Genomic DNA, 25,317 nt, shown 5'->3' on the forward strand with positions numbered 1-25,317 from the left:
AAAAATAGTCGCCCCTTCCGTACCGCTCGTCAAGGATTTCAATCAGCGCTTCATGCCGAATCCGTTATTTCTTTGCCCAAATCCTCTTTGCTGGAATGGCTTCTTCACCTGCCTTGCGACTTGATTTCCTTCAAAATGCAGGGAGAAACCTCCAAAATTTAGTGCAATACGGATTTCTTCGAGCTTTTCATAAGTGACTCGGCAGAATTTGTCCGTATTTCCAGCTCGGAAGCCGCACACTCCAACCAATAAATCCTCGAACTGTTTTCCATCCTTATTTTTGGGGATGGAGACAGTCAGTGTGTTCCCTTCTGCGACAATCGTGAGGCCCTTCGAGCGTTCAAGGTGATTTGTATAAAGAGGGCGGTTGGATTTTAAAATCTCCAATCCTTCGTCGCCGGACTTTATCTTGCGATTACGGTCGAACAGGTTTTTATAACCATTACGCCCAAGCATTACAGTCCTACGACGATTTCCATCATCGTCGTAGTAAATGACCATGTTGCCAGCGCGAGCCTCTGCGGCTATCGCCACTGCTTTAACGAGATTCCCATCCAGGAACTGTCTGGTTTCAACGACAGTACCACGTGGAGCGTTGTCGAACACAGCCAGGTTTGGCTCTGGAAGACGACCAGGCTGCAGTGGATGCAAGGAATAAGATTTGTCACGGATCAACGTGGCCAGTGAGATTTCCTTGGTGTGGCTTTCGCCGGGAACTGCAAATTTGATGGACCAGCGACCTGGAAGATGAATTTCATCTTTATCAGGCTTGCGAACATCAACGATCACAGCTGTGACACTGCCTAAGTCTTCTGAAGGCACTGTCATGGATTGCCCCGGTTGAATGACAGCAAGAGCGGCCTGCAGGTTCGTAAGGCGTTCATCTGCATTCTTCACCGCATTCGGCTCTTTGGATTTCAAGGCAAAATCGACCGACACAAGTCGTGCTGACAAGGAGGCATTCAATATCTTCTTGCGGTTGTTCCTAATCGCTTTAATTTCCTCGTTGAAGAATGGGCCAACCACGTTCCCGGATTGCCTGCCCAACTCCTCTCTCGCTGTCGAAATCAGACTTAGAATTTTTTCGCTGGTGAATGGGTTTTTGTCGAAATGGCCTTCCATCGTGACGAGTTCAACGGGGCGGCCGAAGACTTCGCCATCATCAGGATTACCTTCTTCATAAATTTCCCTCGAAACTTCCTTCCAAAACCCTTCGAGTTCCCGCATGCCACGAGGTGTCTTACCTTCCGCCTTCATGCTGGCAATAGCGTCTTCATATTCGGTGGTCAGCTGGGTGAAGAGTTCATCCTGCTCATCGGACATCAGCATACACATGCGTTGCAGAAGCTTGTTGATGTAATAAAGCTCCTGGTCAGCTACTTCCTGATCAATGTTTCGCATGGCGATACACATTTTTTCAGCCAAACTTGGCTTATCTTCAAGAATTCGCTGGGCGACCTGATTGCCGACACTATCGATTAGGTCAGGGACATCCATCGCATTTGCGTTTTCGGCATTCGCGGACACGTTAGCTGACAATGCAGCAACCTTACGGTTCTCCATGGCCATAATACGCATCTGAAGTGGCAAGCCCGTGCAAAGCGTCTCAAACGCGGGGATAGACGTCTGTCCACGACGATTGACGCGCCCCCAGAACTGAACACGCTCAACCACGTTGACCGGAATCTGCAATTCGATCATGCGACGGCGTCGCTGGTCCTTCACACGCTCGGAAGCATGCAACGAGAGACCCGTGGATGCTGCGCGAGTGATGACGAGGGCATCGATGCCGCCATTATTGAAAGCAACGATTGTCTCGTTGCGGTCAATGGATTTGCGAGCTTCGTAGACGCCATCTTGGACGCGCATCTTGCGGGCCGAAATTTCATCGGCAGTCCAGCCTTCGGGGTTATGGCCTTTCTCCTTGAGTTCGCGGCCTGCCGCTTCAATACGGTCACGAATATCGTCAATCGGCGACAGTGACAGATCAGGGAAGGTCTCGATCATCCTTCGTATGTCGTCGGCTTCCGCAATGCAAAACGGGTCCTCGACTGGGAACTTTTCGGGGTCTTCCTTCCCACGTTTGACCGACATCTGCATGATGCGATCCAACATAACCGAAAGAGCAGCTCGGAAATCCGGTGGGCGAGTACCCTCGGCCTTCATATCTTCTTCGGTGATTTCAATGTCCGCAGCTTCATCGAAATCGTCATCATCAGAGCCACCTTCACCCGACAGCTCCCTCATCAAGGACTCCATCGTAGATTCGATGACGATAACTGGCTTCTCGCCACTCTGGAGCGCCATAATGGCGCGTTCAACGCAGCTGTCGACTTCTAATGCCGTAACGAACTGCCTGATTAATGGTGACAGGCGGGAGCCAAAGTTAGACGTATACCACTTTTCCTTCGCTGCCTTGCCGCCAGCGCGCTCGTTCTCTTCGTTTCGAGTGTTGATTTCATCGTCGACAAGACGAGACAACTTAGCCATTTTTGCCAGAATCGGAGCCAAGGCGTCAGAGTAGCCGCGATTTCTGTCACGACGAGCATCATCCATGATGACGTCGATCTTCAGGCCCGACAGGTCGTGCTCGCGACGGATAAGGACCCCGTCCTCCGCCAGATACTGAGAAAGAGCCTCCGCAAGCGGGTTGCCGCCTGCATCAAGCATTTCTCCGACGTCTTCATTGCGAAGAGACGGAGGCAGAACCCTCTTGTACGAAAGCAACGACTTTGCCTTGCGAGCAAATGTCGCCGAAGAGCGCATGACACCATACGCTCCAGCCAACGCTTCATCGAGAATTTTCTTGGTATTGGAGTCTCCTGACGCATTGTGAGCTTCGTCGGTGAGAACGAATGCCCCTTCGGCCACAGATGCGAGATAATTCGATTTTGCCGAACCCGCACGATTAAACTGGCTGTATGAGGCCATCATCATATTGTGGCCTTCTGGCATGCCTCCAGCACGGATTAGGCGTTTGATCACGTCCGGCCGTTCTGATTGGAACAGGATGTCGCCAGTCGGCGACATAACGTCGATGATCTTAGAGTCGTTGTTTAGAAGGAACGGGGTGCCCATGCGCGGGGCAGCACCAATGTCCGAAATGTCACGCCAGAAATCAGCAAACAGGTTTGCCTTCTCTGTCAGGAAGACCACGTTCTTACCCAGCACGCGCGCCGCCAAAGCAAGAGCTGCAAGCACTCGCCCCTTACCGAGACCTGTCTGGTCAGCCAAAATGAATTCACGGTCGCGCAGCATGGCGGCAATACCCATGCCTACAGCATCAATCTGCTCAGGAGACAGATATTTCTCCAACTCGTGGAGGGTCATATCCAAGCTTGTCGCCACGAAATTATCGATGGGACCATGCGTTTCCACGATGCGATCAAGAGCTTTGGCGGTCGCTTCGCTCATATTGACAGGAATCATGGCAATTGGATTACCCAAGCGAGAAGCAGGCTTGTAGACAACCTGGAACTGGTTGACCGCCTTGGAATCCAGTTTTTTATTCTCGGAAACATATTTTTCCGGCAAGCGATCCGTGGCTGTTTTGGTCGAAATAAATGGACTGCGCCCACGGACACTTATTCTTGTCTCGGATATTTCCATGTCCACGGCTTTCATAGCCGGGAAAATTGGTCGCAATTCACGCATTTTGAAATTGCCACCGCGTCTAGCCCACAAGGAATTAGTGCTGGCCATTTGAAAGAAGCCAGCACGCCTCAGAGCTGCGGCCTCCCATTCGGTCGCTTTTCGCTCACCTCGAATGACAATTGCCTTTTCACCGGGAGAATCCTCAAAACTGGCAAGGACAATGTCAAAACCTTCAACGCCAAGGTTTACCCACTGTGTTTTTGTGTTTTCAGCCATCTCAAACCACGAATTACGAAATAGTTTAAAACAGCGTACCTGAAAAGATCGAAAGTGAGATCAAAAAAACTAAAAAACAAAAGAAAAAGGCCCCATGAAGGGGCCTAAATCCGAAACTTCCATCTATTTAAGATGGGGTGAGACCACCAGAAGGAGCTGGACTATCGTTGTTATCCATGTTCAGGTTCTCACCTGCTTCTTCCTTCTGAGCATTCCGTGCGGCCTTCGCATCGAAATAGCGCTTTTCGCCGCGCTCTTTCGCACGCAGATCAAGAACAGCCTGAACCTCAGCTGGGCGAGCACCAGGAAGCTCAGCGGCCAAATAGGTAGGCCCATATCTGTCCAACGGGAACGTATCAGTCGAGATCAGACGGGTCTGAGACGGATCGTCCTGCAGCGGCTGGTGACGGTAAAGCCAGGTGCCCTTAATGAAGACGCGGTCAGTGTAAGAAGACTCCCCACCGCTCTGCATGTTGAAGAGAGCCTGCTCCTCATTGGACTGGGTAACGCGCTTTTCCTGAAGATTTTCAAGCGTAGTCGAGCCAGTTGGGGCAACACGATTAACGACAGCGTCGAACGAGTAGTCCTTGGCATCTTCCGTGCCAGCAGCTTCAACAAGCGATCTCCAGAGACCATGGTCAGGGTTGTCTGCGCCGCTATTGAGCTTTTCTGGGCCATCGAGGAAGAACTCGATGCTCTCCTCAATCGTCATCTGGCGCTCTTCAGCGCGGTTCCAGAACAGGCGGAGCGACTTGTTCAGCATTTCGGCTTCGCCCTCAGGCACTTCACCGGAGAGAACTGCGTTGTTGTTGGTGACGCGAACGATGATTTCACCGTCCCGGCCAACATGCTCAAGCCACTGGCCTGCCAAGTGGACAAACTCTTCCATGCTGTTGAACGCGAAGGCGTCAGGACCATCTGGAGTCTGATCGATGTAAACGCTACGGCTCTGCGTGAAGTAGGTTTCGTCGTTCTTGTTCTTGCGCTCCAGGATCTTGCCAACATGGACATAACCAACTGCATAAGCCGAAGGACCAGCATCCGCGAGGTCATGGATCGCGGCCTTGATCCAGTTTGCCTTGATGACTGGAAGACCGTCGATGGTTTCCTTGTTGTCCTTGTAGCTACGCTCAGCAATGATCAGGACTTCATCACCAAATTTTGGAGAAGAGCCAATCTTGCTGCCAGCGCGGAAGTTCTTCAGCTCCGGACGAGCCTTCTTGCCAGGAGCAACTGCCTTTGCAGGAAGCAGCGTCAGAGCAACCTGCGAACCAGCAGGCAGGCCGTACGCATCAACCTGAAGTTCGCAAATCGCACGATTTTCATCGCGATCAGCAGTCATCTTGAGGAGAGGGTTCCACGAAACGGGACGCGAGTCTCCGCCACTATTACCGCCCGAGCGGGTTCTTTTTGTGAGTGCAATTGCCATGTTCTAGACCTTTCGTTGTCGATTTGATTTCACAATTACGGTTTCGATGTCTTCAATCCACGGTTCGATGTCGATTTTTCCTTGAATGAAGGTCTACACACCTAGGGGAAATCATTTATTAGGCCGATGCAAGTGACAATAAAAAAAATCGGAGGCCGAAGCCCCCGATCTTAATTCCAATGAAAAAAGTTATTGATACGAACAGAACGTCTGAGCGATTGCAGCTCTCTCAACGGTACCGTGCCTCGGCGTGCCTTCCCATTTAACTTCCCAAAAATTAGCATCTAAACTGGTTGCGAACACACCATTGGAAATGACAGGTTTGGCATTTTCAATATCACCTGTGTATGACTCAACCTGCCTATAAACCATTATTTTTTGCGTGCCGCCACTACCACAAACAGGCTTGTAAACCTTAGGTTTGGATTCGGTCACCTGATATGAATAATGGGCAACGGTACGAGGCAGAAGATCACGAAGCTGAATTTTACCACCAGTCTGAGGAAAGCGACCATCTGGACGCCCGCCGTTGTTAGACATAACCAAATAGGCCTTTGATAAATCAATTTCCTGAATATCAGCCTTTGCGGTAACTTCTAGATCCTTCGTCTTTAGCTTTTCACTGACAGTCGCGTTCTTCGTATTAACGGTATCTGCCGTTACACTGCCTGCAACCGTGACGTCCTTCCCGAAAGTGGCGTTCCCGCTAACTGTCGAAGTTCCGTTGACCGTGAGGTTGTTGGACAAGGTGGCATTTCTTGCCCACACGTCGATAGCTTCAACATGTCCATCGATTGTTACGACATTATTGCCGCCGTACTTAGCGTCAGATTTAGCCACACCTTTGAGAGTATTCACGTTGTTGATATTGTTCCCGCCCATGTTGATCGAGGTGTTCATGGTGTTGGCTTCTGGAACGCCTGGAACGTCATTGCGATAGAGATAGTCCGTAAGAAGATTACCATTCTCAAAGGCCAGTGTTGACTGCACGTGTCCAGGTTGGATGGTAATTCCACCTGCGTCCCATGCGCTCTTCTGGGTGCGCCAACCACCGAAGTTGCCCACAATCATGCCGTTGTCTGTAGCATTAATGTCGTACCCGCCAAAATAACCACCCGAGACGCCGACAAAACCAGCGACACGCGCCAGCTGGTCATCTGGAATGGCTCTACCACCATGCGTCGTAACAATTGCCTCCAAATAAGGAGTGCCACCGCTAGGAGGCGTCACCTGACGGATAATCACCGAATGCTGCTGACCATAAGCGTTATTATCGATAAATCCAGCAGGCAGAAAGCCGTCACGTTGCAACGAACCGACTGGGGGTTGATCAGTGATCGATTTACGACCTGACGCAACGACAACCTTTTTACCGCCAGTTGTATTAGTCATCAAAGCCGAATAGTTGGCCTTGATATAACCACTTGCCGCCTCATGAACCTCCGCAAGCTTCTCGGCCGCAGTCTTAGCCTTCCGCTGCTCGGTGTATTCCGCAATCATTACTGAGATCGCAGCAGACATAAGTCCGACGACAACCAATGCTGCGCCGATTTCGATCAGGGAGAAGCCCTTGTTGCGCCGCGATCTAATCACATCAACTAGCCGTCTCTTCATGGTAACCTCCAAAAGGTTGCTATTTTTCAATATTATCGTCAGTGAGTGTGCCTAAATCAACGGTCGACGATTTTATTGATCATTACCGGACTTTTATCAGGAACGCCTATGAGTAAATTGGCCGAAATATCACCTGGCACGCTCAAATTAGTTTTCCCATAACGCCGACTTGGAAGCTCAATCCGCTTTTTCGTTTGATCCCAATATCCAATGCTCGAAGAAGAGTCACCACCAAGGAGTTTGTGAAATGATGATGAGACAGTCGCGCTATTAATGTTCCCAGCGCTCATTCCAACACCCGTGAGTGAGGTTAGAACATATTTGGACCCAACGTCATAATTTGTTCTAAAATATCCTCTGGTGACGAATTCCGCGTTTTTAACCATGTCATTCAGATAGTTGACTGGATTGACAGTCCCGCCATTGCAAACCTCTAGGCCGCACTTTTTTTGCGCAGCAACGTGCCACGAACTCATCTGCATTGCGACGACCTCCGGCCTCAGCATCTTCTGCTCGGCGGGTGCATTTAAGCCAAAAGCTAAAGACATCAGGAATGTCATCAAGAACACAATGTAAAGGGCATACATCTAGGTAATCTCCAGAGAATATTTAGATTGTATGCCCCTTGACCGTCAGAATCCAACAGAAACCATTCATATCAGTCGAACAGCGGCTTATTCTGCTCGGCTCGCCGACGCTGTAGATCAATGGCGGTAGACAATTGGTTGATGTTGCCATCACGGATCATTGTTCTAAGACCGTTTTCTTTGCCAAAAAACAATGTATCTGCGCGCAAGATTTTACCACGGCTTGTCGTCTGCAGCGACTGATGAATGACACCAGCAATGCCGGAAGCAAGCTGATCTCTTGCAAAGACAACGCCGCCTTCGTCTGCAGATGCTAATTTAATCAGGGAATTAAGGGCTTCCTCAATGGAACCAGCATGAATAGTCGTGATAACCAAATGGCCTGAAATTGCGGCTCGAAGTGCCTGGCTTGCATCGCTTGGCTTTCGCAACTCACCCAAGAAAATGTACTTCGGTGTAAAGCGAAGAGCGCTCACTAGCAAGCTTCCAAACGTGTCACCTTTCTCTAGGACGAGCTGAAAGCAACGCCCGGATGTACCATGCTCGCCGTCCATCATCATTTCTGGCGGGTCTTCAATGGTGACGGCGACATCACCAAAGTGAACGAGATACTCGCGCAATAGCGAACAGGCAGTTGTGGTCTTGCCCTGCCCAGTAGAGCCAGCGATAAGGATCATTCCACCTTTCGACGATTTAAACGTCTGAAGACCCAATTGAGCCAAGTGACGCATGACAGAAGGTCTAAAGCCGCCCAAATCTTTTAGGGCAGGGATTTCCGATTTTGATTTTCGAAGAGTATACCAGATGCCCCCATGCGAAATGATCTTGGAAACACGATAACGGACGCCGTCGAAGTCGATAAAGAATTCTCGCTTTTCGGTCTTCTTCCCTAAAGCCATAACGCTGAAGCGAAGCTCTTCCAGATCAGAAACAGCATTGTCCGGAACATCCATCAAAGGACCATCGTTGTCGACGGCTCCACGAATTTGAATGCGCCCAGAAGCTTCTGCAATATATAGATCTGAAAATTCCAGATCTTTCAAACGATGTGGATGACCTCGCCTCAACGCTCCAGCTTCATTTTTTCTCGGAACGACGGCATTTGGTTTTCTATTTGTATCGTTATCGACCATTACCCTACCTCACATTGACGTCGTAATCTGCTGCAGCAAGGAGAACATGCCCATTGCGATCCAACCGAAGACAACGCCCAAAAATAGGAAGCCAAAGTTCCGCATAATGCCAGTCTGCTGCTGGACCTTAGCAACTGACTCCCCGAGCCATTCGGTACCAAGACGATCTAGGGTTTCATCAAACCCTGTCAGAGATGCGTAGGCTCGCAAATCCTGAACGGTTTCGACGTCTGGGAAATTGTGTCCGGCACGATGAAGGGCATCACCTAGGTTGCTACCGTTGTTGACATGGTAAGCGGCCCGAGAAAGACGTTCCACATACCAGGGACTCGCACCGCGCTGAAGCATCTTGAGAATGCTAGGAATGGCCATGCCAGACTTGATCATGCTGCCAACCGACACCATGAAGCCAGCACCCATAACTAGGCGATACAAGGACCAAGGTGGGTAGCGGTCAAACTTCACGCGCCATTTGCCTGTCCATCGAGGCATGGACCAAATGGTCAACGCAATAAGGACCGCCATCAGGCCGATGATGTAGATGATATAATCCCTGATGAAGTCGGACATTGTCGCCATCTGCGCGCCAACACCAGTCCAGCTTTCACGAGGTAGAACTTCTTCGAAGGTTGGAACCACCTGCAATCCAAAAAGGACCAGCATCAAAATTGCGATGACGATCAGCATCACCGGATAAGCCAAACCAGCAAACAGGGTGTTTTTAATCTGCTTTGCAGAAGACGAAATCAAAACCGCCTTTTCGATACCCATTCCCAGAGCACCAGCTGACTCGTAGCCTTCGATGACGAGGCGGTCACTATCAGGTATCCATCCCTGAACGGCCTGGCCAAAGCTTTTACCGTTGGTAATCTGACGCCGCCACTCCCCAAGAATACGCGCTATTGGAGCCTTTGGCTTCTTTCCGTCCATAGTCGCATGCTTATGCATGATTTCGAGTGCGGAAGACAATGTAACCGAGTTTGCAAGAAAACGGCTTAGTTTTCTATACACGCGCATCCGCTGCTTTTCATTGAAAGCAAACTTCAGGTACATTCTTTCATATTTACCGATCATTTAATGGCCCACTAATCTACATATCTTCCGACACAAGTTTCATTATGGTCGGAATTCGATTCCTGTCTATTCTCAGGGCACTGCCAACGCCATTTTCCATCTCTCGAAGGTCGAGCTGCCCCATACAAACAAGAACAAAAGCGTGCTCCAGCATACTAATGCCACCCAATTGCTCTTTCCAATATTTTACAGCCTCTGCCTTTTTTTCCTCTTTTATTAGATCCAAGAAGGTCTGATCAGGCTCTATAACTTCGGCCACAACACGGCGACCAGCATATGCATCGGCAGGGTTTTTTTCGAATTTATGAGTTCCGGCAAAACGGATTTTATGTATCCATTCAGCCGCATTTGTACGCATAAATTCTTCTACATCCTTGGGGATAAAGCCAAGAGCCACACCTTCATCGAAGCCGACTGTATGATTAGGCACCGACTTTTTCAAAAGCCTCTGGCCGATAAGACCTGTGACGAGAGTTGCGTCGCATAGCTTGTACAGTTCAACCTTCTGGTCTCTTAGGCGGTCAAGGATCGAAGACGCGTCATTAGCATGCAACGATGCCCAGACACCGTGACCGGTCATAGCCGCTTCGAACGCAAGCTGCGAAGAAGCCTGATCTCGAATTTCGCCGATCATGATGACGTCAGGGTCAGAACGCAGCGAGGCAGTAATCGCTTGACGGAATTTTTCGGAACGTTCTTCCGCCGTTTTAGCGTTCGTAACTGGTAACTGGGCGGCTCCTTCAATCACATATTCTGGCGGATCTTCGATGGTAACAACGTTCACGCCCACCTTTTCACGCATCAATGCAGTGAGGCCACGCTGCAGGGTCGTCGATTTACCTGAACCAGTAGGACCTGAAATAATATTAATCCCATATGGTTTTCGACGCATCGAGCGTATCTGTCGAACTTGGATCGGCGCATATCCCAGTTGATCAACGTCTGAATCTGATCCGATCTTCTGCGAATACAGAAGTCGAGCAACCATATAACGACCGTTAGAAGGAAGAGGATTGAACTGTAGACGAACCGACTGCACGCCCTCTGGAAATTTCAATCCTTTTAGAGATGTGTCGGTTACACGTGCGCCCTGATAATCCAGTGGGTTATAAGTCGGATCGGATGCGTCAGCCATTGCGAAGGCTGCCATACACAGCTCATTCGCGACAATTATTGGCAAATCCTGCATCTCAGGGATTTTGCGAACTTCACCGTCAATACGGAAGCGAACAGTGGCAATATTTCGACCAATCGTTAAGTGAATGTCCGATGCCTTCATGTCGGCGGCGCGCTGCACCAAGCTGAGAAATTCTCTTTGGCGGACAGCGGTTTCAGCAGCGGGCGACGTAGCTCCCCTGCTATTATTGCTGTAAAATGATCCGTATTTTTGTTCGTGATTTGCATAAATCTGGCGAACAACATCCATGTCAACGAGGGTTTCCTTAACCCAAGATTGACCGCTCTGCCTCAAATACGACTTTGCGGAAGATGTCTCAGGATGGACATGATATCCCTTTGCGATGGCAAGGATGTTTCTCGTGACTTCGCCGCCTGGGGAAATCAAGGCGACATACTGGCGAAGCGCTGGAGTGAGCGGATATGAACCATTGGGAGCAGTAATAAGATCACCGGAATGATTTATAAGTTCCAGAGCCTCTTCTTCGGTCGCAACTATTGCGCGCCCATGACGTTGCTCAGCCTTAACAGGGCTAAGAGCCGATCCTTGTTCTTGAGGTGGCCGTGGCCGTTGGGCGGCCTGTGCAGGACGATTTTGCTGACCTTGGGAAGGCGTGGCAGGCCTTGCCTGAGCTGGACGGGACTGGCCATTTTGTGGTGCCTGCGCAGGCCGCGTGGCACCTGCCGAAGCATTAACATTTTGAGGCGAAGGTTTAGCAGGGGTCTGGACAGGTTGCTTATCAGCAGCCTGATCCTTTTTCCCTTTTAAAATGCTCATGAAGTCTTTCAACATAGCCTCCCACGTCCATCCTCTTTAGATATTACACACAAAATGAACGATACAATCCGCCGACAAAAATCGGCGGATTGATCGGCTAGTTAAGAGGTGATCCGAAGCCGAGAGTTTTACGAACGTCTCCGTCCATAGCGACAACTCCCTTGCTCGAAACGGATATGACCTTCCAGCCGTTGGGCAGAATAGTACCAGGGGAGGCAAGGATCACCCCAGACCCTGGATAGGACACCGATGCTTTCAGACCGCCAGCAGCGCCCACGATTTCCGTAACAACAGGGTTCACTGGAATGGACATCGGAGCCGCCTTAGGCGATTTCTGCGCGGCCTCAAGAGAAGATTTCAGACCTTCGTTCTCTTCGCGCAGCTGTTTCAACTCTTCTTCGTTCTTGTCCTTGCCACCTTCCAGCTCGAAAAAGAGTTCTTTTGCCAATTTGGCTTCATCACGCTGCAATTCGAGCATCATAATACTGCGTTTACGTTCGGCCATGGCACCGACTTCGGTGGCCGTGCGGGATGTCACGCTTCCACCCATCAGCTTCTCAAGAGACTTTCCAGCCTCGGAAGACATATTGCTGATTTTCTCGCGAGCGCCCTCGATAGTCGCGCCTTCTGGAAGAGCCTGCATCGGCGCTGGTGCAGTTTCAACTTCACCAGTCGCAGGCGGCAGCGCCTGCTGCGCATGAGCAGATCCCAAAGCCATAGCTGCAGCCGAGGTAGCCAAAGCAACGCTAATTAGGTTGAGTCGTAGGTAGCGGAAGCTGTTCATAGGCTTGTCCTTCCAATGTCCAAAGATTATTTGTTACTTCATATGATAAACTAGTGACGAACGCGCCTGGAAGCGCCGAAATTATATCTGTAAAATTGCGCGGGTCTTCGGTCGTAGAAAACGAGAATGCAATTCCACGGAAAAAGTCACTGTTAGATGGTCCGTCCGAGATCGAAATGGGGACAAAGCGCTCATCCATCACAACGATTAAACCATCACGCATTTTGGTCCATTTTATCGTTTCCAGATCTACTGGAATTTTAGGCAGATCACCAATTTCCCACTGGACTGAAGCGCGATTGCCGTTGCCACCTGGAGGTGGAATAATTGTCGGCTTAAAGCCTTCTTTCTCCACCATCATCTTTATCCAGTTAAAGCTACCACCACCCTTTCCGAGCACACCAGAGCGATCCACAGCAGCGGCAACTAAGCCATCGCTACAAATGAATTCCTTCACCTCCCAACCCGGAATATCGAGTGGGAATGAATTCACATTTTTGACGCAACTATCGATGAAGTATGAAGCCACCGGATATCTTATCCATGGTGCGTCTGGAATCTTGATTTCATCCTGTTTGGGTGCAAAGAGCTGTTTTTTTGCATTTTCAGCTTCAATTGCCATGATGCGTGCGAGTTCGATGTCCTCAAGATGCTTGAGGTACCAGTTAACACCACCAACGGTACCAACTACAATTCCAAGCCCGACGAGTGTTTTGATAAGAGCGCCACGCTTACTAACCGCCTGAAGACGGCAAGCAATCCGATCTTCGAGTAACCGAGCAATTGGCACCTCAGTTGTTCCTGGAATCTCGAAGCTCTCTGGAGCGATGGTTTCTTTCCAGTCGGTGCTGTTATAGAAGTTTTCGAATTCTTCTTTTGCTGCATCAGCATCGCTAAAGAACCGATCACATTCAGACATGATCGCGTCTTCATAGACGGCAGCGAGATAGTACCCATTCTCAACTTCAAACACACCAATCCACTTGCCACCCTTAGCGGATGCCAACTGTGCTGCAAGAGATGGAAGACCGTTTTTATGCCCGCGCGCCTTAAATCCAAGACCAAACTGCGCATCACCAGTCAAGCGAAGGCAGAAAAAATCAGCTCGTTGATTTTCACTGGTGGCGAGAGAACGTGCTTCGTTGGCGGCTTTGCTGACGTCGTCGATTTTATGCCAAAGAAGGCCAATTGCGTATTCGCGCTTGCCAACTTTTACAACACCTACGTCATTGACCGATGCCTCGTACGAGGCATCGTCATAGTCTCCCATCCCAAAATCATTTTTTTTGGCCATTCGACCCTCCAAGCCCCTTATTTCAGAAGCGTCGGCGTGATCATGATAACAATGATTTCACGCTTGACGCCTGCTTTAGCACCTCCGCCAAAAATCGGCAGTGCCTGACGTCCAAGACCACGCTTCTTGGCTTCGTTGCGAACCTGTTCAAAGCCTGCCAGGACGAGCGTATTTCCATGCGGGATGCGCGCCTGCTGAATGAAGTTGCGCTGGGAAATACGGCGGAGCTGAACCTTCGTGCCCATGGTTTCAAAGGACTCGAAGCCATCTTCAGAACCCGACAGCTCCGAAATGTTGATGCCGTACTGAACCAGAACATCGCCATTGCGCTCGACGCGAGGATTAATCTGAAGGCTGAAGCCAGTAGAGACAGTGCCCGGAGTGATGCTGGCCGTGGCCTGAGCGCCGTCAGTTCCAGGCGTCACCTCGACTTGCTTCACGTAGTCACGCTCTTCTCCGACCTGAAGCGGAACAGGAACGCCAGAAACAGTCGTGACCGAGGCAGTCGTGACAACGGAGATATCTCCCTTTTCTGACAGAGCATTCACGAGAGCATTCGACCCGGCCCACTTGCTCTTAGTGTCAAGTAGCGCCCAACCAAGACCAGGACCGCCAAGGCCGCCCACTGGAGGAACAACACCGCCAGATCCGGCCGTGCCCATAGCCAAGCCGTATTTGGTGGCCTTGTTAAAAAGACCATTTACGTCGAGGTCGAACTCCTCTTTGTTGTCGATGACCAAGGAATATACCTTGACGGACAAAGCGACTTGTTCAGAGAGACGCTTGTTGATCGTGGAAATATAATCAGAGACACGATTGATAACTGCGGGCGTCGCGGTGACAGTCACCAGACCCGTCGAACGGTTGACCGTGAAACTGCTACCTTCACCAGGAAGCATCTTATCAAGAGTGCCATTGATCTCCTGCAGAATGTCGGTCGACGACGTAGCGCTGGCTTCCTGACCAGCCTGAGGCGTGGAGCCACCTTCACCAGTAGCACTCGACTTCGACGACAGATCGAATTTGAGGCTCGAAGCCATTGCCAGAGCAGGGACGTCAAAACTGCGGGTTACAACGCTTTCGATGACGATACGGCCGTTGTGATATTTCCAGGCGACATCGTACTGAGAGGCCAGCAAATCCATCAGACCGGAAAGTGGGCCTGAATAGTTCAGAGGCAGCGATACAGTCGTTGCAACAGGCGGCAAACCAGCAGACGGGGCAGCAACTGCTGACGATCCCTGGAGTTGTGACAGAGCCATTTCAATCGGGAAACCGTCTGGGACCGGACCATTGGCAATGCCAAGATTTGGCGCTGCTGCCTGAGGACGGGCACCACCCGACGCAGATGCAGCGTCAGCATTTGGTGCACCAGCGCCACTGCCGCCCGTAGGAGCCGCAGCAGAAATCACGACTGGAATCTTCGTCTGCTGAGTAATCAGGACCGAAAGATCACGAAGGCTTTGCGGAGAGGTTTTAACGATGGTGATACCGGACTTGCCCTCAAGCTTCGACGGCAGAGGGTCACCATTCTCATTGCGGATCGATTTGGTACCGACATACACCCCGCTCTGAACCTTAATTGGGGTCTTGTCAGCAACAGGCATCGGACTTGCGGCGGTCGCAAGGCCAGCCGTCGCTTCACGCTGGACAGATCGCACGCCATTCGTCATTTCCTGGTTTAGAGTGCAACCACCAAGAACTGTCGTGGCAAGAAGGGCAATAAAAAGTTTTGCGGCACGAGACGACATTTACTAACTCCGAAATCCTTAATTGACTGCGTCAGCAGCCTTGTTTGAAACTACGGCAACGTTATTGCCCTGATAGAAATCGACGGTGATCGCAGGGCGAGCCTCTGCCATTGCGGTCACGATCTGAGTAACAGCATCAACGAAGTTGCCGTTGAAGCTCGCATTCGCCTCAATGCGGTAGTCGTATTCGGACTCCCAAATAACGGTCCATCCGGATTTCGAAGCCCATTCAGCAAGCACAGGGTGCAACATCTGCCCAGCTGAGACGGTAAACTGCGAAGCCGCTGGCTTGTAGGGTTCAAACTTCTCTCCCTTAGTGGCCAAGCGCCCCTCATCAGGCCGTTCTGCGGGTCCCTTTACGTCCTCTACAGGCTTGCCGCCTTTGTACGGACGAATGGTAAAACCACCGCCGCCCTGAAGAGGTGCTTCAGCTGCTGCAGTTGCTGGGGCAGGAGCTGGATTGCGCTTGGCTGGAGCCGAACGAGGAGCGCGCGGCTTCGAGGTTGCCGAACTCGTTTTTGCGTCTGACGAGTAAGGTTTAGTAGAAGAACCAGAAGCCTTCGAAATGACGACGGAATTTGTGCCGAAGCTCGCGGCATATCCACGCTTGCTGACTGCGTTTTGAAGCGCCTGTTTCCAGTCACTTGCCGAGGACCACGAAACATTTGCATCCCGGTCGACACCGTCGCCGTAATCCACCGTCCAACCTTCAGGAATGATCTCGCGTGCAGCGAGGTTCAGAGGGATGTCAGAACCGAAACCGTCATACGCAGCCATCACAGTTCCAGAAAGGGATACAGCCGTTAAAAGAGCAACACCCCCGACAAAAGCTTTCAATTTATTACGAGACATATGTATCCCTCTGAAGTTACATCGAATATCGACCGATAACGTTAATTACGATGTTCTATTCGCTACAGTTTAGCGTCAAGCGGCTATCGATTTTTCCTTGCGAGATTTAGCGCGCTTTTTGAGGTCATACCCAGCACAAGCCAATGAAAGCCAACGAGGAAAACGACCGCGCTTGTACCAGTTGTGAACGGCCTGCCGCTCAATGTCGAAAACGCCGGCAGTGTCATCGAGTGTTTTGAACTCGTGACGACGCTGCCAAGCTGATAACTTTTCAACTGTCATTTGGGCGATCTTCGATGCCGATTCACGCTGTTCCTCTGAATCCAGAGCAGCACATGCCCAAGAAACCCAGGTAGGGAGCATTTCCTCGACTTTTTTCTTGCGCCAGTTGCGCACTGTCTGACTGGAAAGACGGAATAAACGGGCTATTTCACCGTTTTTAGAGAGGCCGCGATCTTCGCACCACGAAAAGAATTCAACTTTGTTCATCACCAACACCATTCTAGGCACAAACCAACAACAAAAGCCGCCATTGCGGGCGTGCTTAGAGCTTGGACGAACACCAGGGGTGCAGAGATTCACCGAATGCCATTGGGGCAACAATTAAGTTGATGGTAGATAGCAAATAATGGTTCGGTCAACGAGTTTTTTGTATAAATTTTTAACAAACTGAGGCGGTTGCCGCAAAATCAAGCGGCATTACGCCCATAAGAATTCGAATTTGATTGGAAATTGCCAAATCCGCCCTCAACAGCCTTGGAAAAAAGCTTGTCGAGATCAGCGCAATAGGAACGCCAGCGCTCGCTAGGAGGCAGGCTATCCCGAAGGCCTATTTCCCTTATGTTACATACCTTGTGCATTTCTTATTCACGCGACCTGTTGCAATAATGAGACTATAATAGATAGATACTCACTAATGCCACATCACTTTGCAAGAAACGACTATACGTTGACATTCACCGGCGAGAGCGCCGTCTGTTATCACGATATGCCACGTGAGTTGTTGTAGTAGCTCAAGAGGTCTCGCCACTTTCTTCGAGCCATTGCCCCTTCAGGCGTTTCGTAGTTCATTTCAGCGCGGCTCTCGACGCCGATATACGACTTAACGAATTCAGTGGCATAAAACTTCGGGTTATCGACGGGACGGATAGAGACAGGCCTTTCAAGCAGCATGTGCTCATTCTTAGCCAAAAATGAGATGAAACGATTGTCGCCGCACAGAATCTGAGATTGCGAAACAGGGGAAAGCTCCGCAAATGGCCGCTTCTTTCGTACGAATGCGGGGTCTTGGACAGTTTCGTCATCAGCTACAGCCCAAGCGAGGAAGGTTAAAATCTCCCCTTCTTTGCGGCCAGTTATAAAGCCATCGAAAGGGTGCTTTCCGTCGCTACCATCAATCGAGCCGTCGATCAGCATCTTGATCGACATGCCGTTTACGCTGTCGTCGGACCAGCGCATCAACAAGCCATCACCCCTATAAAATGCCCCCTCGGAATTCTGGTTCAGGAGCAAATGATCTGAACCAGGCCCAATCCAAACTTTCAGGCGCTGCCCATTTTCTTTACCGCAGAGCATCCCTTTAAACGGATGGACGTCCTGAGGTGAGATATCACGAATGCCTAGCTCTACGCTCATTCCAGTACGAGCGGTGTTGCTCCAGTTAAGCAACCGAACGCTACCTCCATAAATTGATGGCGGTAGCGTTGAGCCAACTTCTGTGGTTTCGTCGTCAGTCTCGATAGGATCAGGCATTACCACGGCTGGCTGAGAATCCTGAACATTCTCCTCAGCGACGGACAGCTTTGAAGAAAGAGACGCTGGACGACTAAAGCCCGATGATCTACTAAAATTCACCAGATTTAACTCCAAAATAGAAATGCAATGATATCCATTTTGTTTACGTGCGCAACATTACAAAGGGAGAATTCCCTGATTTTGTTCCCTTAAAGATCGAGCCTTTCGAAGAGGGTCGGTTATAACACGGCCGCGACTGGTTCGGTCGATAATACCTTTCTGGATTAGGTATGGCTCAATCACGTCCTCCACATTTTCAGGATTCTCACCGAGAGCCGTGGCAATCGTATTAAGGCCAACTGGCCCTCCCTTGAAGCGATTCTGAAGCATGCTGATGTATTTCCGATCAGCGGCATTAAACCCGTCTTTGTCGACTCCAAGACGCTGTAGGGCTTCATCCGCCTGCTCAACTGTCACGGTGTCACGGTCAGCTGCGACCGCATGATCATGGATGCGACGAAGCTGTCGCAAACCAATACGAGGAGTGCTGCGGCAACGGCGAGCTACCTCAGCAATGGCAGCCTCCTCCATACGAAGGCCGAGCTTCTCAGCGCCCCGTGAGATCACAGCCGCCATCTCCTCATCGGAATAGGGTTGCAACTGAACCGGGATGCCAAAGCGGTCGCGCATAGGCCTTGTAAGTTTGCCTGGCAAGGTCGTTGCGCCAATCAGCGTGAATGGAGGAAGCGGGATCGCCACGACACGAGCGCCAGCACCCTCTCCAACGAGGACATTAAGAACGAAATCTTCCATTGCGGAATAGAGAACTTCTTCGATCTCCGCCGGTAGTCGATGAATTTCGTCAATGAAGACGACATCACGTCGTTGGATACCAGCAAGAACGCTGACAATGTCAGACGGCTTCTTGATTGCTGGCGCTATCAACGTTCGGATGTTGACATTCAATTCCCGTGCGATGATCTGCGAGAGGGTCGTTTTACCCATACCGGGAGGACCGTAAAACAGCACATGATCCAACGCTTTGTCGAGTTTTCGCGCCGCTGTCACATAGATCGAGAGATTTTCCTTAGCCTCAGTCTGGCCATTGAAATCGTCGAATGAAACAGGACGTTCGATGCCCTCATCGACCTTTCTTGTTTCTTCATCGACATACTCTTCGATATCCATCGAAAATTCCTTTTTTGTGTTTTTATCGAAAACTTTGAATTTGCTCGCTTGACAGTATGGCGAACTGCCGTGAACCATAAGTTTGACCGCTTAAAGCGTCAGTTTCCACATCAATTATTCTGGAGAATAAAAAATGAACAAGATCGAACTCGAAGCAGCAGTGTCGGAAAAGGCGGGCGTCAACAAGAAAGTTGTGGCTGATGTTCTGGCCGCCCAGCTCGCGATTATCACTGACACGCTCGCCAACGGTGAATCGGTTCGACTGACTGGTTTTGCTACGCTCGGCGTCAAGGATCGTAAGGCTCGCGTCGGCAAGAACCCGAAGACTGGTGAATCGATCAACATTCCGGCCAGCCGCAAGGTCACTGTTAAGCCTGGCAAGGATCTCCTCGCTGCAATCAACGCTTAATTGATTTGATTCACCTCTGAAAGGAAGAAGGCCCGAGATTTTGTCTCGGGCCTTCTTCTTAGGCGTGGCTCTGTTCCAACCGAGCGAGAATATCGCGAACGATTTTGCTCCGGACGACATCACGGCTCTCGAAGCGAACGACGGAAATCCCTTCCACACCTTCCAGAGCTTTAGCCATTGGCATAAACCCAGACTCGTCCCCTAGATCACTTTGCTGTGGATCGCCCGTAAAGACCACCTTGGTATTTTCGCCAATTCGTGTGAGGGCCATTTTAATTTGAGATCGCGAAGCGTTCTGCATCTCATCCATTACGATGAAGGCATTGGTGAAGGTGCGCCCGCGCATAAATGCGAGAGGACTGATCTCAATTACACCGTCGTCGATCATCCTCTGGACATTGGCCTTCCCGAGACGCTCATTGAGGACGTCATAGATCGGCAAGAGGTAGGGGTCGATCTTCTCTTTCATGTCGCCAGGCAGGAACCCGAGCTTTTCGCCACCAGCCTCAACAGCAGGGCGAGTGAATACCAGCTTTTCAACCTTTTTTGCTGCTAGATATTCAACTGCCTTTGCTACTGCAATATAGGTTTTGCCAGTACCTGCGCTTCCTTCGCCAAACGTGACGTCAGCATCATCGATGGCCTTCATGTATTGTTTCTGGGACGGATTAAGAGCCTTAATTTGTTCAACTTGCCTGCGGTTAGTACCTTTGCCGATAAACTTTTCCTCGTTCACCACTGCCATGGCTTGTTCATTCTTACGCTTGCGGTGCTCAGCTGCTCTAATATCTCGTCTACCCATAAACTCACCCTCTCGGTGTTGGTTGGATTTCAGGCAACAAAAAAGGCACGCTCGAAACCAAGCATGCCTTCCTTGAATTGTCCCAATTGGGAAAAGGACCGCGAGTGACTGCATCCACAATGTGGCGAGAGATCAATTCTAGGTCTCAATGCAGCCATTCAAATGCCTTTCCAGAAGGCACAAAACCTTCATATATCCAGACTCTCAAATCGGCGTGAAATATTCAATCAATAATCGTTAAAAATGGCGGACTGCTTTGTGAAATTCATTGAAAATGGTCAGAATTGGATATCTGAAAAATGGAGAAGTCGTATGTCCAGCAGAGAAATAAAGGCCAAATATGAGGCTGATGATATTTTTTGGCATTTTGCAGACGAATTAATGGAAAAGGTAGGCTTCAGCCTGTCGAATTTTGAACCTGAAGCCTTGGATAAACTATTATCTGAGTGCGACCGCCAATACTCCTACATCAAGGAAAATCACCCTGCTCACTACCAGGTAATCTGTGACCGATTTACAGGAAAATTCATGTCGCTATTGCGCACAACCGCATTCCTCACTGAGCTGGCGAACTCAAGCGAACTTTCCTTTGATCCACTTGGAACCAAGGCAAAGAACACGGAGATGATCGGTGTGGCTGAAACCCTCGCAGCCAATATGAATTTGGTCATTCCCGTGAATGAGAATTCTTATGTGCCTGCAGTTCTGAGTTCGGACGATCTATCCAACAAGGTCATGGAATTCGAAGCCAAGGTCGAGAATAGGGTCGTTGCCACGCATCAGATCATGACGATGGACGGCAGCATATACATGTCAGATGAACCTATTCTCGTTCATGTGGAAGGCATTCATGGCACTGAATCCTGCACCCAGACTGATCCTCTGGCCGAAAAGGAAGGCCTGCTGTCGATCATGGAGGGTAAAGTTCTCACTGGCGAACACAGGGGAACGATGGTGGTAATTGAAACCCCAATTTTTTATCCAGACGGAACCTATAACGCGCAGGGCTGGATTCAGGTTGAGGAGGAAGATGAGGCCAAAATTCCACGACCTCGACACCTTTCCGACGATGAGCTGATCAAGTTGGCTACGGCCGATCTCTTGGAATTGTCTGGAAGAGAGATCACGCTCTTAAAAGTCAGTGCCTACAAAGGCGATACGTCCGATCAGGAGATCTTCGCGTTTGAAGACGGCATCCCTGCGGTCGTTGACGAGCTGTCTGAAGCGCATATCGCAAGTTGCTACAGGATTGACAACGGAAACAACGGCGGAAGCGTCATTGACGTCTACGTCGATATCTCAAGCGATCATCCAGAAGCTCAGCAATTGCGATCATTGTGGTCGCACGGTACAAGCTATCATAGTGATGGCACCGTCGAACCCTGTCGTGAATTCAAGCTTAAGGATATTGCCCTTGCATACGACGAGACTAGTCCTGGGCTATAGGACTGGTACGGAAATGGCTTCATCGTCGAAGGTGAAGTGCTGGCCGATCAGATTTGAAAGTCGGCCAGCTTCTTCAAACGCTACAATGCCGCTTGGATCATCGTCCTCGATCCCCAACAGTCGCGCAAAATCGTCATACCCCTGACAGTCACGGAAGCTGCGAACATCGTCGAGCAAACGCTCAAGGACGAACGTCGCATCAGGCGTGTAGCCTTCCTGGGTATCCACGAAAGAGAGGTAGAACTCGAAGTTGTTGAGAGTTTCGCCAGAAAGCTGACACAGACAATGTTTCATATCCTCAGCTTCATGGGGAATATATGGATTGAAGTCCACCACGGACGTCGTAAGCGTTATTCCATTTTCCTCAACGAACTTCTCAATATCGAACACACTAGACTCCATAGCTCAAACTAGCAATTGCGGCGATTGCAGCGGCAGTAGCCAACGGTGACGATGCCGTCCGGTGTTGGCCAGTTTTCGGCATTGATGCCGTAGCGGAAAATCCAGTAGTTGCCCTCTCAGTTGAAAAGGTAACTCCGCGACGCGCTGCAAGTCCTTCAACAGACTTCATGTCACGAGTATAATATGGAGTTTCCGAATAAAGCCACTTGTTTCCGAGGACGGAGATAGGGGCAATTTCGGCACGAGCAGTGTCGCCACCCAACATGACTTCAACCACCTGGTCGACCGCCCGGTTTGGAGAATTCAACGAAACAAGAGACGACACCAAATCCGCTAGATCAAACTTGCGCTCAGATTGGGTATCCTGGATCGTCGCGTTTTGCATGGGAACTCCGTTTCAATTCAAAATACCGTAAAACATATAGAGAAATAAGGGTTTTGTCATCTGGTTTTTGTCGATCTTCATGATGACTTTAAACGAAAAAGAGCGCCGAAGCGCTCTCTGGTGGATTTGAATCCGATTATTCAGGAAATTCTTCGGCCCATGCAATTTGGCTCGATTTCAATCCCGATTGCGTCTGACAATTCCGATATTTCAAACTCAAAGTCAGGGTAGGGCGGCTTGTTCTGATAACCAGTGACATGAGACTTGCCATTAATCAGGTTAGGGTTCTTCAGTTCGACACCGTCAGGCTCAACAGCCAGACAAACATCGCCTATCTCTTTTCCGTTGCTCTCATTGACCAATACGAACCACCGACGAGGATGCCCGCCCTCCGTCTCACTTTCCCGCTTATAGTAAAGAGCGATTGCAGTTTGGGTTAATTCTGCTGCCGCTGCTACGCCTTCGTCCGAAGTAATCTCGAACCAGTCTCCACGGTCTCCCAATTCCAACGTCTTGACCAGACCATCGGTGTCAGACAATTTTTTGGTCATACGTTATCTCCTCAAGGTGGACATCAATCCGGAAGATTCAATTTACCACAATTCCCGTTAAAACGACATTGAGAACTGTGGAGAGTTTTCTTCTGGCTCTGGCTCGACCCTCTTCTTTTTAGGTCGAATTGCGGGAGCGAGAGCCGCCATGGGCGCAGACGGCGCATGATCCGGATAAACTATGGTCTCGTCAGTTTCATGCAGCACAGTCTCTTCAAGTGACTGTCCGACACCAAATTCCGCAGCTTCTGTGATCGTATCCTCGTATTTGGCCATTTGCTGACTGAGGGCTTTATCATCAGCGCGCAGTGATTTCATTACAGATCGCATCATTGCATTGGCACTATCAGCAATGATGGTCGTATAAACATTCAGATTATGATGTCGATTATAGAACTCGACGCCATGTTCATGAGTGTCTGTCGACGCCTCGTTGTGGAGGTATTCATGCATCATGATATTCGCAAGCTGGATCATCCCAGGCATGCCTTTCTTCACTAGCTTCAGCTGACGACGCTCGAACCAAATGTTTGCATCGCCATCAGTCCAAGCTAAAGCGGTGTCGGAAGCTCCAACGCTTATTTGGCGTGGCCGATACGCAGTATGTCCGTATGCGTTTCTTTCGCTTTTACTGAACGTTTGTGTGCCAGATCTGAAATCGTAATAGGAACCTTGCTGGTACATGGTCCGATTGGCTTCTCTCAACGCCCGAAGTGCGACCCGCTCAGCTTTGTTAAGCTCCTTTTCCGCTATAGGCTCGTGCGAAGATGAAATGACCTTGTCAAAGTGGCCACGATCCACCGCATTTAATCGAGGAACATGCTGTCTGTTTTCAGAGAAAATATTTTTGACAGCTTCTACAAATTCTTCCGATGTAGATGCATTAAATCGCTCTGCCATTTCCTTGGTAACAACAAACGACAGCTTACGAGTATGCGCCATCTCAGCAACGCGGTCCCCGCGATCTGCGACAGTGACATTATTCTGATAATTGGACAGACGGGTGAAAATCGACAATGGATGATGGGAATTTGTGATGTCAGTAACAATGCGATTGTCACCAAGCTCTTTGACGTCCAGTTCGCCTGAAACAAGCTGACGCGCAAAGAAGTCGCGCTGCACGTCATCAAGAGGAACCTTCTTTTTCAAGGCCTGCAGATTGTCATCTTTGAGGACTTTCAAGACACGCTTCCACACCGGGCAGCTAGCCTGAACAGCGTTTCTGGCAAAATTCACGTCCAGTGCCTTCTTGGAGACGATGATACCTGATGCACCCGATATATATTGTGACTGCTTGGTGACCAATACGCCGAGATTGTAGATATCGAGCGTGCCGCCGCCTTTACGCTTGATATAGGCGTCGTCAGTGATTTCGTCCCATTCCTCAGTCGAAGGGTCGATGCTGATCTGTTTCCCGTTCAAATAAACAGGAATACTAACGTATTTAATAAAATCTCTGATTTCACGCGTAACGCTTTCAAGTGCAGATGGGGATAATTTATCATAAAGATCAACTGCAATGTGACAGCCTGGGTTGTTTTCATTTATTTTGAAAAAATCGTAACCTAGTGTGTGATCTTTAGATTTATCGTTACCTTGAGGTTTTAAGTTTACCACCATTTTATAGCCATTTGTATGCCAAACGTTGACACCAAATGCCATCAGCTGACCGCGACCCATACGAAAACGGCCATAAGTTGCGTCCCCTTCTTCATGGGGCTGACCAAATGTTTCGAAAAAATCTTCGATTTCTTGATCTGAGGCGAAGCCCTTGCCGTTATCGTGAATTTCAAAACGCTCACGATTTATTTTAATACGGCATTCAGTAGCTCCAGCGTCAACTGAGTTCATAACGCCTTCAAGGATAGCTTTCCCAATAGTACCAGCCTGTCTGTGAATAACATCCCATAACAGGCGTGGGTGCATTTTTAATTGGCGGCGTTCCGACTGCTGTTCCATGTCTATTCCTCAATAATCCATTAGTATCGAAAATGCTTGTTGGCGTTGAATGAAACAAAAAAAGGGAGCCGAAGCCCCCTTAAATTCCTGATTTTAAGA

The 25,317-nt window shown here is 49.8% G+C and carries 21 protein-coding genes; 2 read left to right on the forward strand and 19 right to left on the reverse strand.

What is annotated here, in order from left to right:
- Nucleotides 1-42: 42 nt before the first annotated feature.
- The 14 genes from QU595_RS14465 to ruvB form a co-directional block, all read right to left on the reverse strand.
- Nucleotides 43-3,870, reverse strand: a complete 3,828-nt coding sequence (locus QU595_RS14465) for a strawberry notch C-terminal domain-containing protein (protein ID WP_315923070.1) — start codon at nt 3,868-3,870, stop codon at nt 43-45.
- A gap of 127 nt (nt 3,871-3,997) precedes the next feature.
- Nucleotides 3,998-5,299 carry a hypothetical protein gene (locus QU595_RS14470; RefSeq protein WP_315923072.1) on the reverse strand — a complete coding sequence of 434 codons (1,302 nt, stop codon included), beginning with the start codon at nt 5,297-5,299 and terminating at the stop codon, nt 3,998-4,000.
- Nucleotides 5,300-5,488: 189 nt separating this feature from the next.
- Entirely contained in the window at nt 5,489-6,913 is a 1,425-nt protein-coding gene (gene pilV / locus QU595_RS14475; RefSeq protein ID WP_315923074.1) for a shufflon system plasmid conjugative transfer pilus tip adhesin PilV, read from the reverse strand.
- Between the two features lie 56 nt (nt 6,914-6,969).
- Entirely contained in the window at nt 6,970-7,500 is a 531-nt protein-coding gene (locus QU595_RS14480; protein ID WP_315923076.1) for a hypothetical protein, read from the reverse strand.
- 71 nt (nt 7,501-7,571) lie between these two features.
- Complete coding sequence (locus QU595_RS14485; RefSeq protein ID WP_315923078.1) at nt 7,572-8,633, reverse strand: ATPase, T2SS/T4P/T4SS family; 1,062 nt, start codon at nt 8,631-8,633, stop codon at nt 7,572-7,574.
- A gap of 9 nt (nt 8,634-8,642) precedes the next feature.
- Nucleotides 8,643-9,707 (reverse strand): type II secretion system F family protein, encoded by a 1,065-nt coding sequence (locus QU595_RS14490; protein ID WP_315923080.1) that lies wholly within the window; start codon nt 9,705-9,707, stop codon nt 8,643-8,645.
- Between the two features lie 16 nt (nt 9,708-9,723).
- Complete coding sequence (locus QU595_RS14495; RefSeq protein ID WP_315923082.1) at nt 9,724-11,673, reverse strand: GspE/PulE family protein; 1,950 nt, start codon at nt 11,671-11,673, stop codon at nt 9,724-9,726.
- 85 nt (nt 11,674-11,758) lie between these two features.
- The gene (gene pilP, locus QU595_RS14500; protein ID WP_315923084.1) at nt 11,759-12,445 is read right to left on the reverse strand and encodes a type IV pilus biogenesis protein PilP; all 687 of its coding nucleotides are present in this window, start codon (nt 12,443-12,445) and stop codon (nt 11,759-11,761) included.
- Nucleotides 12,408-13,739, reverse strand: coding sequence for a type 4b pilus protein PilO2 (gene pilO2, locus QU595_RS14505; RefSeq protein WP_315923085.1), 1,332 nt, complete (start codon nt 13,737-13,739; stop codon nt 12,408-12,410). Before pilO2 ends, pilP begins: the two co-directional genes overlap by 38 nt.
- A 17-nt stretch (nt 13,740-13,756) precedes the next feature.
- Nucleotides 13,757-15,490 (reverse strand): PilN family type IVB pilus formation outer membrane protein, encoded by a 1,734-nt coding sequence (locus tag QU595_RS14510; protein ID WP_315923087.1) that lies wholly within the window; start codon nt 15,488-15,490, stop codon nt 13,757-13,759.
- Nucleotides 15,491-15,508: 18 nt separating this feature from the next.
- Nucleotides 15,509-16,342, reverse strand: coding sequence for a toxin co-regulated pilus biosynthesis Q family protein (locus QU595_RS14515; RefSeq protein ID WP_315923089.1), 834 nt, complete (start codon nt 16,340-16,342; stop codon nt 15,509-15,511).
- A 75-nt stretch (nt 16,343-16,417) separates the two neighbouring features.
- Entirely contained in the window at nt 16,418-16,831 is a 414-nt protein-coding gene (locus tag QU595_RS14520; RefSeq protein ID WP_315923091.1) for a hypothetical protein, read from the reverse strand.
- Nucleotides 16,832-17,323: 492 nt separating this feature from the next.
- On the reverse strand, nt 17,324-18,196 hold the full coding sequence (locus tag QU595_RS14525) for a hypothetical protein (protein WP_315923093.1): 873 nt from the start codon (nt 18,194-18,196) through the stop codon (nt 17,324-17,326).
- 57 nt (nt 18,197-18,253) lie between these two features.
- Entirely contained in the window at nt 18,254-19,264 is a 1,011-nt protein-coding gene (ruvB, locus tag QU595_RS14530; RefSeq protein ID WP_315923095.1) for a Holliday junction branch migration DNA helicase RuvB, read from the reverse strand.
- A 133-nt stretch (nt 19,265-19,397) separates the two neighbouring features.
- On the opposite strand from ruvB, the gene QU595_RS14535 reads away from it, so the two are divergent.
- A complete protein-coding gene (locus tag QU595_RS14535) occupies nt 19,398-19,673 on the forward strand; it encodes an HU family DNA-binding protein (RefSeq protein WP_315923096.1) in 276 nt (91 codons plus the stop codon).
- Nucleotides 19,674-19,731: 58 nt separating this feature from the next.
- Here QU595_RS14535 and QU595_RS14540 read toward each other — a convergent pair whose 3' ends face one another.
- Nucleotides 19,732-20,418, reverse strand: coding sequence for a PhoH family protein (locus QU595_RS14540; RefSeq protein ID WP_315923098.1), 687 nt, complete (start codon nt 20,416-20,418; stop codon nt 19,732-19,734).
- A gap of 369 nt (nt 20,419-20,787) precedes the next feature.
- Between QU595_RS14540 and QU595_RS14545 the strand changes: the two genes are divergently transcribed.
- Nucleotides 20,788-21,921, forward strand: a complete 1,134-nt coding sequence (locus QU595_RS14545; protein WP_315923100.1) for a hypothetical protein — start codon at nt 20,788-20,790, stop codon at nt 21,919-21,921.
- On the opposite strand, the gene QU595_RS14550 is transcribed toward QU595_RS14545, so the two are convergent.
- From QU595_RS14550 to QU595_RS14565, 4 genes are all read right to left on the reverse strand, one after another.
- Nucleotides 21,916-22,311 (reverse strand): hypothetical protein, encoded by a 396-nt coding sequence (locus QU595_RS14550; RefSeq protein ID WP_315923102.1) that lies wholly within the window; start codon nt 22,309-22,311, stop codon nt 21,916-21,918. The genes QU595_RS14545 and QU595_RS14550 overlap by 6 nt on opposite strands.
- A 1-nt stretch (nt 22,312) precedes the next feature.
- Nucleotides 22,313-22,708, reverse strand: coding sequence for a hypothetical protein (locus tag QU595_RS14555; protein ID WP_315923104.1), 396 nt, complete (start codon nt 22,706-22,708; stop codon nt 22,313-22,315).
- Between the two features lie 140 nt (nt 22,709-22,848).
- Nucleotides 22,849-23,259 (reverse strand): hypothetical protein, encoded by a 411-nt coding sequence (locus QU595_RS14560; RefSeq protein ID WP_315923106.1) that lies wholly within the window; start codon nt 23,257-23,259, stop codon nt 22,849-22,851.
- 57 nt (nt 23,260-23,316) lie between these two features.
- Nucleotides 23,317-25,218: an ATP-binding protein gene (locus tag QU595_RS14565; RefSeq protein ID WP_315923108.1), complete on the reverse strand. Its 1,902-nt coding sequence runs from the start codon at nt 25,216-25,218 to the stop codon at nt 23,317-23,319.
- Nucleotides 25,219-25,317: the final 99 nt, after the last annotated feature.

The sequence above is a fragment of the Mesorhizobium sp. SP-1A genome, assembly GCF_032460275.1.
In the GTDB taxonomy this organism is placed as follows: Bacteria; Pseudomonadota; Alphaproteobacteria; order Rhizobiales; family Rhizobiaceae; genus Mesorhizobium.

Bases quoted from the DNA above. Each gene is read 5' to 3' on its own strand.
- QU595_RS14555 (WP_315923104.1), bottom strand. From the start codon at position 22,708: ATGCAAAACGCGACGATCCAGGATACCCAATCTGAGCGCAAGTTTGAT.
- pilP (WP_315923084.1), bottom strand. From the start codon at position 12,445: ATGAACAGCTTCCGCTACCTACGACTCAACCTAATTAGCGTTGCTTTG.
- QU595_RS14480 (WP_315923076.1), bottom strand. From the start codon at position 7,500: ATGTATGCCCTTTACATTGTGTTCTTGATGACATTCCTGATGTCTTTA.
- ruvB (WP_315923095.1), bottom strand. From the start codon at position 19,264: ATGGATATCGAAGAGTATGTCGATGAAGAAACAAGAAAGGTCGATGAG.
- QU595_RS14560 (WP_315923106.1), bottom strand. From the start codon at position 23,259: ATGACCAAAAAATTGTCTGACACCGATGGTCTGGTCAAGACGTTGGAA.
- QU595_RS14490 (WP_315923080.1), bottom strand. From the start codon at position 9,707: ATGATCGGTAAATATGAAAGAATGTACCTGAAGTTTGCTTTCAATGAA.
- QU595_RS14465 (WP_315923070.1), bottom strand. From the start codon at position 3,870: ATGGCTGAAAACACAAAAACACAGTGGGTAAACCTTGGCGTTGAAGGT.
- QU595_RS14470 (WP_315923072.1), bottom strand. From the start codon at position 5,299: ATGGCAATTGCACTCACAAAAAGAACCCGCTCGGGCGGTAATAGTGGC.
- QU595_RS14515 (WP_315923089.1), bottom strand. From the start codon at position 16,342: ATGTCTCGTAATAAATTGAAAGCTTTTGTCGGGGGTGTTGCTCTTTTA.
- pilV (WP_315923074.1), bottom strand. From the start codon at position 6,913: ATGAAGAGACGGCTAGTTGATGTGATTAGATCGCGGCGCAACAAGGGC.
- pilO2 (WP_315923085.1), bottom strand. From the start codon at position 13,739: ATGGCCAAAAAAAATGATTTTGGGATGGGAGACTATGACGATGCCTCG.
- QU595_RS14520 (WP_315923091.1), bottom strand. From the start codon at position 16,831: ATGAACAAAGTTGAATTCTTTTCGTGGTGCGAAGATCGCGGCCTCTCT.
- QU595_RS14540 (WP_315923098.1), bottom strand. From the start codon at position 20,418: ATGGCAGTGGTGAACGAGGAAAAGTTTATCGGCAAAGGTACTAACCGC.
- QU595_RS14510 (WP_315923087.1), bottom strand. From the start codon at position 15,490: ATGTCGTCTCGTGCCGCAAAACTTTTTATTGCCCTTCTTGCCACGACA.
- QU595_RS14545 (WP_315923100.1), top strand. From the start codon at position 20,788: ATGTCCAGCAGAGAAATAAAGGCCAAATATGAGGCTGATGATATTTTT.
- QU595_RS14535 (WP_315923096.1), top strand. From the start codon at position 19,398: ATGAACAAGATCGAACTCGAAGCAGCAGTGTCGGAAAAGGCGGGCGTC.
- QU595_RS14485 (WP_315923078.1), bottom strand. From the start codon at position 8,633: ATGGTCGATAACGATACAAATAGAAAACCAAATGCCGTCGTTCCGAGA.
- QU595_RS14565 (WP_315923108.1), bottom strand. From the start codon at position 25,218: ATGGAACAGCAGTCGGAACGCCGCCAATTAAAAATGCACCCACGCCTG.